This window comes from Hylemonella gracilis ATCC 19624 (assembly GCF_000211835.1).
Classification (GTDB): Bacteria; Pseudomonadota; Gammaproteobacteria; order Burkholderiales; family Burkholderiaceae_C; genus Hylemonella; species Hylemonella gracilis.
Window position 1 is genome coordinate 47,348 of record NZ_AEGR01000065.1, and the last position, 12,465, is coordinate 59,812.

At 63.4% G+C, this 12,465-nt stretch carries 8 protein-coding genes and 1 tRNA gene; all 9 read right to left on the reverse strand.

Annotation, left to right across the window (positions count from 1 at the left end):
* Nucleotides 1-51 precede the first annotated feature (51 nt).
* The gene (gene rpoC, locus HGR_RS11025; RefSeq protein ID WP_006298328.1) at nucleotides 52-4,278 is read right to left on the reverse strand and encodes a DNA-directed RNA polymerase subunit beta'; all 4,227 of its coding nucleotides are present in this window, start codon (nucleotides 4,276-4,278) and stop codon (nucleotides 52-54) included.
* A 120-nt stretch (nucleotides 4,279-4,398) separates the two neighbouring features.
* Complete coding sequence (gene rpoB, locus HGR_RS11030) at nucleotides 4,399-8,511, reverse strand: DNA-directed RNA polymerase subunit beta (protein ID WP_006298329.1); 4,113 nt, start codon at nucleotides 8,509-8,511, stop codon at nucleotides 4,399-4,401.
* 274 nt (nucleotides 8,512-8,785) lie between these two features.
* Nucleotides 8,786-9,163 carry a 50S ribosomal protein L7/L12 gene (gene rplL, locus HGR_RS11035; protein WP_006298330.1) on the reverse strand — a complete coding sequence of 126 codons (378 nt, stop codon included), beginning with the start codon at nucleotides 9,161-9,163 and terminating at the stop codon, nucleotides 8,786-8,788.
* A gap of 48 nt (nucleotides 9,164-9,211) precedes the next feature.
* Nucleotides 9,212-9,712: a 50S ribosomal protein L10 gene (gene rplJ, locus HGR_RS11040; RefSeq protein ID WP_006298331.1), complete on the reverse strand. Its 501-nt coding sequence runs from the start codon at nucleotides 9,710-9,712 to the stop codon at nucleotides 9,212-9,214.
* Nucleotides 9,713-9,990: 278 nt separating this feature from the next.
* The gene (gene rplA, locus HGR_RS11045) at nucleotides 9,991-10,686 is read right to left on the reverse strand and encodes a 50S ribosomal protein L1 (protein WP_006298332.1); all 696 of its coding nucleotides are present in this window, start codon (nucleotides 10,684-10,686) and stop codon (nucleotides 9,991-9,993) included.
* 1 nt (nucleotide 10,687) lies between these two features.
* On the reverse strand, nucleotides 10,688-11,119 hold the full coding sequence (gene rplK, locus HGR_RS11050) for a 50S ribosomal protein L11 (protein WP_006298333.1): 432 nt from the start codon (nucleotides 11,117-11,119) through the stop codon (nucleotides 10,688-10,690).
* A 123-nt stretch (nucleotides 11,120-11,242) separates the two neighbouring features.
* Nucleotides 11,243-11,833 (reverse strand): transcription termination/antitermination protein NusG, encoded by a 591-nt coding sequence (gene nusG / locus HGR_RS11055; protein WP_406564778.1) that lies wholly within the window; start codon nucleotides 11,831-11,833, stop codon nucleotides 11,243-11,245.
* Complete coding sequence (secE, locus tag HGR_RS11060) at nucleotides 11,833-12,216, reverse strand: preprotein translocase subunit SecE (protein ID WP_039853271.1); 384 nt, start codon at nucleotides 12,214-12,216, stop codon at nucleotides 11,833-11,835. Before secE ends, nusG begins: the two co-directional genes overlap by 1 nt.
* 109 nt (nucleotides 12,217-12,325) lie before the next feature.
* Nucleotides 12,326-12,401 (reverse strand) — tRNA-Trp (locus tag HGR_RS11065).
* Nucleotides 12,402-12,465 lie beyond the last annotated feature (64 nt).

Consider the following 12,465-nt stretch of genomic DNA (forward strand, 5'->3'; position numbering starts at 1 on the left):
CCTTGGGGCATGGGCAGGGACCACGGCAACGCAGTGGTCACGCAGCGGCGATCACTCGCCTTGCTCGGCGGCCGTGGTCGCGGCGCCTTCGCTGCTGGCCTGAGCGGCTGCCAGCTCGACCGCTTCGGCATCGGCGATGGCGCGGCGCTCGGACTCGTCCATGGCCTCGCGGACCTTGCGGGCCTCGTGGTAGGCCATGCCGGTGCCCGCGGGGATCAGGCGACCGACGATGACGTTTTCCTTGAGACCGCGCAGCTCGTCGCGCTTGCCCATGATGGCGGCTTCGGTCAGCACGCGCGTGGTTTCCTGGAAGGAAGCCGCGGAGATGAACGAATCCGTCGACAGCGAGGCCTTGGTGATGCCCAGCAGCAGGTTGGTGTAGCTCGCGGGGATCTTGCCGTCCTTGCGCAGCGCGTCGTTGGTGTTGAGGATCTCCGAACGCTCGACCTGCTCCCCCTGGATGTAGTTGGAGTCGCCGGAGTTCTCGACCACGACGCGGCGCAGCATCTGGCGCACGATCACTTCGATGTGCTTGTCGTTGATCTTCACGCCCTGCAGACGGTAGACGTCCTGCACTTCGTCAACGATGTAGCGCGACAGCTCCTCGATGCCCAGCAGGCGCAGGATGTCCTGCGGATCGGCCGGACCGTCGACGATGCTTTCGCCCTTGTTGACCACCTGGCCTTCGTGCACCAGGATGTTCTTTTCCTTGGGCACGAGTTCTTCCCAGACCTTGCCTTCGGGATCGGTGATCTGCAGGCGCACCTTGCCCTTGGTTTCCTTGCCGAAGGAGACCGTGCCGGTCTGCTCGGCCAGCACGCCCTTGTCCTTGGGCGAACGGGCTTCGAAGAGCTCGGCCACGCGCGGCAGACCGCCCGTGATGTCGCGGGTCTTCTGGCCTTCAACCGGGATACGGGCCAGCACTTCGCCGGGGCCCACGTCCTGGCCGTCGCGCACCTGGATCAGCGCGCCGATCTGGAAGCCAATGGTCACGGAGTGGTCGGTGCCCGGAATCTTGACTTCCGAGCCCGAGGCGTCGAGCAGCTTGACCTGCGGGCGCACGACCTTGGCGGAACCGCGGCGCTTGGGGTCGATCACGACCAGCGTCGACAGGCCCGTCACCTCGTCCACCTGCTTGGCCACCGTCAGGCCTTCCTCGACGTTCTCGAACCTCACCTGGCCGGCGAATTCCGTGATGATCGGGCGGGTCAGCGGGTCCCAGTTGGCGAGGATGGCGCCAGCCTTCACGGCCTGGTCAGCCTTGACGGTCAGGACGGCGCCGTAAGGCACCTTGTGGCGCTCGCGCTCGCGGCCGTGCTCGTCATGGATGACGATCTCGCCGGAGCGGGCGATCACCACCAGCTCGCCCTTGCTGTTCGTCACGTAGCGCATGGTGGCGTTGAAGCCGATCACGCCGTTGGACTTGGCTTCCACGCTGGAGGCGATGGCCGCGCGAGAAGCCGCGCCGCCGATGTGGAAGGTACGCATGGTCAGCTGCGTGCCGGGTTCACCGATGGACTGGGCGGCGATCACGCCGACGGCTTCACCAACGTTGACCAGGCCGCCGCGACCCAGGTCGCGGCCGTAGCACTTGGCGCAGATGCCGAAGCGGGTCGCGCAGGTCAGCGCGGTGCGAACCTTGACTTCATCGACGCCGAGCAGCTCGATTTCCTCGATGGTGTCCTCGTCCAGCATCTGGCCCGCGGGCACCAGCACGGCACGCGTCTCGGGGTGCAGCACGTCCTCGGCGGCGGTGCGGCCCAGGATACGGTCACGCAGCGACTCGATGACTTCACCACCCTCGACGATGGCGCGCATCAGCGAACCATCGTGCGTGCCGCAGTCTTCCTGCGTCACCACGAGATCCTGCGTCACGTCCACCAGGCGACGGGTCAGGTAGCCGGAGTTGGCCGTCTTCAACGCCGTGTCGGCCAAGCCCTTGCGGGCGCCGTGCGTGGAGATGAAGTACTGCAACACGTTGAGGCCTTCACGGAAGTTGGCCGTGATGGGCGTCTCGATGATGGAGCCGTCCGGCTTGGCCATCAGACCGCGCATGCCGGCCAGCTGACGGATCTGCGCGGCGGAGCCACGCGCGCCCGAGTCGGCCATCATGTAGATGGAGTTGAAGGACTCCTGATCCACCGTCTTGCCGTGGCGGTCGGTGGTCTTCTCGACGCGCAGCTGGTCCATCATGACCTTGGAGACCTTGTCGCCCGCCTTGCCCCAGATGTCCACCACCTTGTTGTAGCGCTCGCCCACGGTGACCAGACCCGAGACGTACTGCTGCTCGATGTCCTTCACTTCCTTCTCGGCGGCCTCGATGATTTCCTGCTTTTCCTTGGGGACCAGCATGTCGTCGACCGAGATCGAGATGCCCGCGCGCGTGGCCAGGCGGAAGCCGTTCTGCAGCAGCTTGTCCGCGAACACCACGGTTTCCTTCAGACCGCACTTGCGGAAGGAGACGTTGATGAGCTTGGAGATTTCCTTCTTCTTGAGCGCCTTGTTGATGTTCTCGAAAGCCAAGCCCTTGGGCAGGATTTCGGACAACAGGGCACGACCCACCGTGGTTTCGACCAGCTTGGTCTCGGGCACGAATTCACCCGTGGCCTTGTCCTTGTTCCACTCGGTCAGGCGCACGCTGATCTTCGCGGTCAGTTCGACCTGGGCCGAATCCAGCGCGCGCTGCACTTCGGCCACGTCGGCGAAGACCATGCCTTCGCCCTTGCCGTTGGTGCGCTCACGGGTCGTGTAGTACAGACCCAGCACCACGTCCTGCGAAGGAACGATGGACGGTTCGCCGTTGGCGGGGAACAGCACGTTGTTGGAGGCCAGCATCAGGGTGCGGGCTTCCATCTGCGCTTCCACCGACAGCGGCACGTGGACGGCCATCTGGTCGCCGTCGAAGTCGGCGTTGAAGGCGGCGCAGACCAGCGGGTGCAGCTGGATGGCCTTGCCTTCGATCAGGATGGGCTCGAAGGCCTGGATGCCGAGGCGGTGCAGCGTGGGCGCGCGGTTCAGCAGCACCGGGTGCTCCTTGATCACCTCTTCCAGGATGTCCCAGACCACCGGCGTGCCGGATTCGACTTCCTTCTTCGCGGCCTTGATGGTCGTGGCGATGCCCATGGCCTCGAGGCGCGAGAAGATGAAGGGCTTGAACAGCTCCAGGGCCATCAGCTTGGGCAGGCCGCACTGGTGCAGCTTGAGGGTCGGGCCCACGGTGATGACGGAACGGCCCGAGTAGTCGACGCGCTTGCCCAGCAAGTTCTGACGGAAACGACCGCTCTTGCCCTTGATCATGTCGGCCAGGGACTTGAGCGCGCGCTTGTTCGCGCCCGTCATGGCCTTGCCACGGCGGCCGTTGTCCAGCAGGCTGTCCACGGCTTCCTGCAGCATGCGCTTCTCGTTGCGCGCGATGATTTCCGGAGCCTTGAGCTCCAGCAGGCGGCGCAGACGCGAGTTGCGGTTGATGACGCGGCGGTACAGGTCGTTCAGGTCGGAGGTCGCGAAGCGGCCGCCGTCCAGCGGCACCAGCGGACGCAGGTCCGGCGGCAGCACGGGCAGCACTTCCAGCACCATCCACTCGGGCTTGATGCCGGACTTCTTGAACGCTTCGAGCACCTTCAGGCGCTTGGCGTTCTTCTTGACCTTCATCTCGGAGCCGGTCAGGTCATTGCGCAGGCGCTCGATCTCGACTTCGATGTCGATGCCTTGCAGCAGTTCCTTGATGCCTTCGGCGCCCATCTTGGCCTGGAATTCGTCGCCGTATTCCTTGACCTTGGCGTCGTAGTCGTCCTCGCTCATGATGCTGAACTTCTTCAGCGGCGTCATGCCGGGGTCGGTCACCACATAGGCTTCGAAGTACAGCACGCGCTCGATGTCGCGCAGCGTCATGTCCAGCACCAGGCCCAGACGCGACGGCAGCGACTTCAGGAACCAGATGTGGGCGCAGGGCGCGGCCAGGTCGATGTGGCCCATGCGCTCGCGACGCACCTTGGTCTGCGTGACTTCAACGCCGCACTTCTCGCAGATCACGCCGCGATGCTTGAGGCGCTTGTACTTGCCGCACAGGCACTCGTAGTCCTTGATCGGGCCAAAGATCTTGGCGCAGAACAGACCGTCGCGCTCGGGCTTGAAGGTGCGGTAGTTGATGGTCTCGGGCTTCTTCACCTCGCCGAAAGACCAGGAACGGATCTTCTCGGGCGAAGCCAGGCCGATCTTGATGGCATCGAAATGCTCATCCGGAGTGAACTGCTTGAACAGGTCTAACAAGGATTTCATGATGAACTTCCTTCAATAATTTTGAGATGACTTAACCGTGGAACACCGTGGGACCGGCTTTGCCGGACCACTGGTGTTGTCCCCCTAGGGGGAAGCCGCGAAGCGGCACAGGGGGGGTCGTCAACTCCTTTCGAGCTCGATGTCCAGGCCCAAGGAACGGATTTCCTTGACCAGCACGTTGAACGATTCCGGCATGCCGGCCTCGATCGCGTGCTCGCCCTTGACGATGTTCTCGTACACCTTGGTGCGGCCCTGCACGTCGTCGGACTTGACGGTGAGCATTTCCTGCAGCACGTAGGACGCGCCGTAGGCTTCCAGCGCCCACACTTCCATTTCGCCGAAACGCTGGCCGCCGAACTGTGCCTTGCCGCCCAGCGGCTGCTGCGTGACCAGCGAGTACGGGCCGGTGGAACGCGCGTGCATCTTGTCGTCGACCAAGTGGTGCAGCTTCAGGTAGTGCATGTAACCCACGGTGGTCGTGCGCTCGAAGGCGTCGCCGGTGCGGCCGTCGTACAACTGAGCCTGGGTGCGGGTCTCGTTCAGGCCCTTGGCCTTGGCCACGTCGTCCGGGTAGGCCAGCTTGAGCATGCCGCGGATTTCTTCCTCGGTCGCGCCGTCGAACACGGGCGAGGCGAAGGGCACGCCGCTGGTGAGTTCCTGGGCCATCAGGCGCAGTTCGTCGTCCTTCAGCTTGGCCAGCTCTTCCTTGCGGCCAGCGCTGTTGTAGACCTGCTCCAGGAAGCCGCGGATCTCGGTCGTGGCGGCCTCGCGCTGCAGCATGTCGCCAATGCGCTGGCCCAGGCCCTTGCCGGCCCAGCCCAGGTGGACCTCGAGCACCTGACCGATGTTCATGCGCGAAGGCACGCCCAGCGGGTTGAGCACGATGTCCACGGGCGTGCCGTCGGCCATGTAAGGCATGTCCTCGACCGGGGTGATCTTGGAGACCACCCCCTTGTTGCCGTGACGGCCGGCCATCTTGTCGCCAGGCTGAAGGCGGCGCTTGACGGCCAGGTAGACCTTGACCATCTTGAGCACGCCCGCGGGCAGCTCATCACCCTGCGTGAGCTTCTTGCGCTTCTCTTCGAAGGCGAGGTCGAAGCTGTGGCGGGTCTGCTCCAGGCTGTTCTTGATCGATTCGAGTTGCGACGCCACTTCGTCGTCCGCCGGGCGGATGTCGAACCAGTGGTGCTTCTCGATGGAGGCCAGATAGGCCTTGTCGATCTTGCTGCCCTTGGCCAGCTTGCTCGGGCCACCGTTGGCGGTCTTGCCGTTGAGCAGCTTCTCGATGCGGTCGAAGGCGTCGGCCTCGACGATGCGCAGCTGGTCGTTCAGGTCCAGGCGGAAGCGCTTGAGTTCATCGTCGATGATCTGCTGAGCGCGCTTGTCACGCTGGATGCCTTCGCGGGTGAAGACCTGCACGTCGATGACGGTGCCTTGCGAGCCCTGGTCCACGCGCAGCGAGGTGTCCTTCACGTCGGAAGCCTTCTCGCCGAAGATGGCGCGCAGCAGCTTCTCTTCCGGGGTCAGCGTGGTCTCGCCCTTGGGCGTGACCTTGCCGACCAGCACATCGCCCGGCACCACTTCGGCACCGACGTAGATGATGCCGGACTCGTCCAGGCGGTTGAGTTGCTGTTCGCTCAGGTTCGGGATGTCACGGGTGATTTCCTCGGCGCCCAGCTTGGTGTCGCGCGCCATGACCACCAGCTCCTCGATGTGGATCGAGGTGTAGCGGTCGTCGGCCACCACGCGCTCCGAGATCAGGATCGAGTCCTCGAAGTTGTAGCCGTTCCAGGGCATGAAGGCGATCAGCATGTTCTGGCCGATGGCGATCTCGCCCAGGTCGGTCGAGGCGCCGTCCGCGATCACGTCACCCTTGGCCAGCTTGTCGCCCTTCTTGACGATGGGACGCTGGTGGATGTTGGTGTTCTGGTTGGAACGCTGGTACTTGATGAGGTTGTAGATGTCCACGCCCACTTCACCGGCCACGGCTTCGTTGTCGTTGACGCGGATCACGATGCGAGTGGCATCGACCGAGTCGACCACGCCGCCGCGCGTCGCCGTCACGACGGTGCCGGAGTCAATGGCGGCCACGCGCTCGATGCCGGTGCCAACCAACGGCTTTTCCGGACGCAGCACGGGCACGGCCTGACGCGACATGTTGGCGCCCATCAGCGCGCGGTTCGCGTCGTCGTGCTCCAGGAAAGGCACCAGCGAAGCGGCCACGGAGACGATCTGCGCGGGCGAGACGTCCATGTACTGGATGCGGTCAGCGCCGCAGAGGATGGATTCACCCTTCTCGCGGGCGGACACCAACTCGTCGGTCAGCTTGCCGTCCTTGTCCAGCGTGGCGTTGGCCTGGGCAATGACGTACTTGCCTTCCTCGATGGCGCTGAGGTAGTCGATCTTGGTCGTGACCTTGCCGTCTTCCACTCGGCGGTACGGCGTCTCGATGAAGCCGTATTCGTTCAGGCGGGCATACAGGGCCAGGGAGTTGATCAGACCGATGTTCGGGCCTTCCGGCGTTTCAATCGGGCAGACGCGACCGTAGTGCGTGACGTGCACGTCGCGCACCTCGAAGCCAGCGCGCTCGCGGGTCAGACCGCCCGGGCCCAGGGCCGAGACGCGACGCTTGTGCGTGATTTCGGCCAGCGGGTTGGTCTGGTCCATGAATTGGGACAGCTGGGACGCGCCGAAGAACTCCTTGAGCGCCGCGGAAATCGGCTTGGAGTTGATCAGGTCGTGCGGCATCAGCGGCTCTTGTTCAGCCTGGCCCAGACGCTCCTTCACGGCCTTCTCGATGCGCGCCAGACCGGTGCGGTACTGGTTCTCGGCCAGTTCACCGACGCAACGCACGCGGCGGTTGCCCAGGTGGTCGATGTCATCGACTTCGCCGCGGCCGTTGCGCAGGTCCACGAGGATCTTGACCACGGCCAAGATGTCCTCGTTGGTCAGCACCATGGGGCCCGCGGGGTCCGAATTGCCCAGCTTGGCATTGAACTTCATGCGGCCCACGCGCGACAGGTCGTAGGTGTCCGGGTTGTAGAACAGGCGCTGGAACAGCGCTTGCACGGCGTCCTCGGTGGGCGGCTCGCCGGGGCGCATCATGCGGTAGATGGCCACGCGGGCGGCGAACTCGTCCGTCGTTTCGTCGATGCGCAGGGTCTGGCTGATGTAGGCGCCTTGGTCCAGCTCGTTCGTGTAGATGCATTGCAGCTCTTGCACGTTGGCGGAACGCAGCTTCTTCAAGAGGGCCTCGGTCAGCTCTTCGTTGGCCTTGGCGATGATTTCACCCGTGTCCGGATCGACGATGTTGCGCGCGACCACGCGACCGATCAGGAAGTCTTCCGGCACGCTGATGTGCGTGGTGCCGGACTGCTCCAGCTCACGCGTGTGGCGCGCGGTGATGCGCTTGTCCTTGGCGACGATCACCTTGCCCGACTTGTCGGTGATGTCGAAACGCGCCACTTCGCCGCGCAGGCGTTCAGACACGAACTCCATCTGCGCGCCACTGTCTTGCAGGCGGAAGTTGTCGTTGACGAAGAAGTTGGCGAGGATGGTTTCCGGATTCAGGCCGATGGCCTTGAGCAGGATCGTGACGGGCATCTTGCGGCGACGGTCCACGCGGAAATAGAGGATGTCCTTGGGATCGAATTCGAAGTCGAGCCAGGAGCCGCGGTAGGGAATGATGCGGGCCGAGAACAGCAGCTTGCCCGAGCTGTGCGTCTTGCCCTTGTCATGCTCGAAGAACACGCCCGGCGAGCGGTGCAGCTGCGAGACGATCACGCGCTCCGTGCCGTTGATGATGAAGGAGCCCTTGTCGGTCATGAGGGGCACTTCGCCCATGTAGACCTCTTGCTCCTTGACTTCCTTGACCACCTTGTTTTGCGGCGTCGAGGACTCGCGGTCATAGATGATGAGCTGCACGCGCGCGCGCACGGCCGAGGCGAACGTCAGGCCACGGGTCTGGCATTCACGCACGTCGAAGGCGGGTTTGGCCAGGTTGTATTCGAGGAACTTCATCTCGACAAACCCGTTGTGCGAGACGATGGGGAACGCCGATTCAAAGGCGGCTTGCAAGCCCTCGGGCCTGCGCTTGGTGGAGGACAAGTCCGCCTGCAGGAAGCTTGTGTAGGCGTCCTTTTGCATCTGCAGGAGGTAAGGAATTTCCAGCACGCTATCGCGGCTGCCGAAGCTCTTGCGGATGCGCTTGCGTTCGGTAAAGGTGTAGGCCATGAGATCTCCGGGCTATGAGGCTCTAGGCGACTGGCGCGTCGGACGCGCGCGCGCGCACGTCAGCAGGCTTGGTGGTTGGCCGCTACCAACCTCTGGCGGACGGCCGCGCATTGCACACGGCCCGAACCAAGGCGTCTTCTGCAGTCGGGGTCAGAAGACACTCGGAAAGAGCGCCATTGTGGCGCTTTTTCCGGGTGTGCTCTGGAGGCTCTCCTCTAAGCACCAAAGGCTGGAGTGCCTTTGCAGGTCACTCCAGCCTTCGAGCAAGGTCGAATTACTTGAGTTCGGCCTTGGCGCCGGCTTCTTCCAGCTTCTTCTTGGCGGCTTCGGCGTCAGCCTTGGGCAGGGCTTCCTTGACGGTCTTGGGAGCGCCGTCCACCAGGTCCTTGGCTTCCTTCAGGCCCAGGCCGGTGATTTCGCGCACGGCCTTGATGACGGAGACCTTGTTGGCGCCAGCGTCGGTCAGCACGACGTTGAAGTCGGTCTTCTCTTCAGCAGCAGCGGCACCACCACCGCCACCACCGGCGGCCGGGGCGGCCATGGCGGCGGCGCTCACGCCAAACTTCTCTTCGATGGCCTTGACCAGGTCATTGAGTTCCATGACCGTCATGCTGTCCAGCGCGGTCAGAAATGCGTCTTTATCGAATGCCATTTTTGATTCCTTCAAATTCCACTAAGTTGGTTGACTGGTCGCGCCCATTCAGGCGGCGGCCGTTTCGCCTTTTTTCGCCGCCAAAGCACCCAGCACCACGGCGGTGCGGGAGATCGGCGACTTGAGCAAGCCGCACAGCTGAGCCAGCAGCACTTCCTTGGAGGGAATGCTTGCGAGCTGCTTCACGCCATTGACGTCCAGGGCCTTGCCACCGTATGCGCCGCCGCGAATCACCAGCTTGTCGTTGGTTTTCGCGAAGTCGGCCACCACGCGGGCAGCGGCCACGGCATCGGCGGAGAAGCCATAGATCAGCGGGCCGGTCATCTGGTCGCTCACGACTTCGAACGCACTGCCAGCCACGGCACGGCGGGCCAGGGTGTTCTTCAGAACACTCAGACTCACACCCTGCTTGCGGGCTTCAGAGCGCAGCTTGGTCATGGCCGCGACCGTGACGCCGCGGTATTCCGCCATCACGAGCGTTTGAGCTTGAGCGGCGAGGCCGGTCACTTCGGAAATGACCGCTTCTTTCTCACTGCGATTCAGACTCAAGGTCTAACTCCTTCAAAATGCATCGGCTTGCATGACGCCCGCCGATGCGCCTCTCTTGCAGCGACCAACTGTTTCGGAACTGGCATCCAATGCCTTATCCATCTGCAGCGGGATCGCCATCTGCGCTGGAAATTAAGCGTTCCCTCCGACGAGGCACCACGCACCAGCGGTCTCGGATGACCCGGAAAACTTCGCAAGCTGAGTTGCGCCGCCTTCCGGCCCACCACATCGAGCCACCCTCGCGGGCGACTCAAATCCTCTTCACTGACGCCGTGGCCTCAGGCCGCGATCGTCTGCGTATCCACGCGCACGCCCACACCCATCGTGGACGACACCGCGACCTTGCGCAGGTAGATGCCCTTGCTGGTGGCCGGCTTGGCCTTGTTCAGGGCGTCGATCAGCGCGGCCAGGTTGCCTTGCAGCTTGGCGGCGTCGAAGGAGCGGCGACCAATGGTGCCGTGCACGATGCCGGCCTTGTCGGCGCGGAACTGCACTTGACCTGCCTTGGCGTTCTTCACGGCCGTGGCCACGTCGGGCGTCACGGTGCCGACCTTGGGGTTGGGCATCAGGCCACGGGGACCGAGCACTTGACCCAGGGTACCGACCACGCGCATCGCGTCGGGCGCGGCGATGACCACGTCGAAGGGCATGTCGCCAGCCTTCACGCGGGCAGCCAGATCGTCCATACCGACCACGTCGGCGCCGGCGGCCTTGGCCTCCTCAGCCTTGGCGCCTTGGGCGAACACGGCCACGCGCTTGGTCTTGCCAGTGCCGTGCGGCAGCACAACGGCGCCACGAACCACTTGATCAGACTTCTTCGCGTCGATGCCGAGCTGCACGGCCACGTCGATGCTCTCATCGAACTTGGCGGTGGCGAACTGCTGAACCAGCTTGAGGGCATCGCCCAGCGGGTACAGCTTGGTGCTGTCAACCTTGCCCTGCAGGGTCTTGGCTTTTTTGGTGAGCTTGGTCATGTCACACGCCCTCCACATTCACGCCCATGGATCGGGCGGAGCCAGCGATCGTGCGCACTGCGGCGTCCAGATCGGCGGCGGTCATGTCCTTCATCTTGGTCTTGGCGATCTCCTCGAGCTGAGCGCGGGTGATCTTGCCAACCTTGTCCAAGTGCGGCTTGGAAGAGCCCTTGTCCAGCTTGATGGCCTTCTTGATCATGACGGTCGCCGGGGGCGTCTTGATGATGAAGGTGAAGCTCTTGTCCGCGAACGCGGTGATCACCACCGGCAGCGGCAGACCGGGCTCGACGCCCTGGGTCTGGGCGTTGAACGCCTTGCAGAACTCCATGATGTTCAAACCGCGTTGGCCCAGCGCGGGGCCAATCGGCGGCGAGGGATTGGCCTTACCAGCCGGCACTTGCAGCTTGATAAAACCGACGATTTTCTTCGCCATGCTTTACTCCTTGCGGGTGAAAACGCTTCGGCTACGCGCCGAGGCTCCCCGGGGTTGACGACTCATCGAGACCACATCCGCGCCGAGTCGGGAAGCGCGAACTGAAAATTGAACGGTGGCGGATCAGGTCTTTTCGACCTGTCCAAACTCCAGCTCGACCGGGGTCGAGCGACCGAAGATCGTGACCGCCACGCGGACCTTGCTCTTCTCGTAGTTGACTTCCTCGACCGCGCCGTTGAAGTCGGTGAACGGACCTTCCTTGACGCGCACCAGCTCACCCACGGTGAACTCCACCTTGTGACGCGGCTTGTCGGAACCTTCCTGCATCTGGTTGACGATCTTCATGACCTCCTCTTCGGAGATCGGCGTCGGCCGGTTGTTCTTGCCGCCGCCCACGAAACCCGTCACCTTGCTGGTGTGCTTGACCAGGTGCCAGCTCTCGTCGTCCATCACCATCTCGACCAGCACATACCCCGGGAAGAACTTGCGTTCCGTGGTGCGCTTCTGGCCGTTCTTGACCTCCACCACCTCTTCCATGGGCACCAGGATGCGACCGAACTTGCCCTGCAAGCCCGCGCGGTTGATGCGCTCGAGGATGTTGCGCTCGACCGCCTTCTCCATGCCCGAATAGGCATGAACCACGTACCAGCGCAGGTCGGGGTTCTTGGCCTGGGCCGGCAGAGTGGAAGAGGTATCGATTGCGTCCGCCATCATCACTTCCTCCAGCCCAGCAAAAGATCAAAAATCACCCACTCCAGGGTTTTGTCGGTCAGCCACAGAAACAGCGCCATCACCACGGCAAAACCAAAGACGTACAAAGTCATCTGGATGGACTCGCGGCGGGTGGGCCAGACCACCTTACCCACTTCACGCCAGGCATCACGACCAAAGCCCCAGAGGTCACGACCCGGCTGGGCCGTGAAGAAAATGGCAATCGCCAGGGCCAGCGCCAGCAGCAAAGAACCCCAGCGCAGCAAGCCGCCGTGGGCGCTCAGACTGTAAAAAGCCACGAAGCCCGCCAGCAGCAGGATGACCGCCGCCGCCAGCTTGAGCTTGTCCAACCCGCTACCGACCGTTTCGACTTGTGACGTTGCCATATTTCTGAACCGATTCCCTACAACCCGCCAGCGCCCCTGGAGACGCTGAAGCCCGCCAGGTTGTGGCGGGCTTTTCGAACAAACCCAACCGATCTCGCGATCTGTCAGGTGGCAGGGGCAGTAGGAATCGAACCTACAACCTTCGGTTTTGGAGACCGACGCTCTGCCAATTGAGCTATACCCCTACGCGACTCTCTTACTCGATGATCTTCGCCACGACGCCGGCGCCGACGGTCTTGCCGCCTTCGC

Excerpts from the sequence above, each read along its gene's own strand:
- rpoC (WP_006298328.1), bottom strand. The coding sequence starts at position 4,278 with ATGAAATCCTTGTTAGACCTGTTCAAGCAGTTCACTCCGGATGAGCAT.
- rpoB (WP_006298329.1), bottom strand. The coding sequence starts at position 8,511 with ATGGCCTACACCTTTACCGAACGCAAGCGCATCCGCAAGAGCTTCGGC.
- rplL (WP_006298330.1), bottom strand. The coding sequence starts at position 9,163 with ATGGCATTCGATAAAGACGCATTTCTGACCGCGCTGGACAGCATGACG.
- rplA (WP_006298332.1), bottom strand. The coding sequence starts at position 10,686 with ATGACCAAGCTCACCAAAAAAGCCAAGACCCTGCAGGGCAAGGTTGAC.
- rplK (WP_006298333.1), bottom strand. The coding sequence starts at position 11,119 with ATGGCGAAGAAAATCGTCGGTTTTATCAAGCTGCAAGTGCCGGCTGGT.
- nusG (WP_406564778.1), bottom strand. The coding sequence starts at position 11,833 with ATGATGGCGGACGCAATCGATACCTCTTCCACTCTGCCGGCCCAGGCC.
- secE (WP_039853271.1), bottom strand. The coding sequence starts at position 12,216 with ATGGCAACGTCACAAGTCGAAACGGTCGGTAGCGGGTTGGACAAGCTC.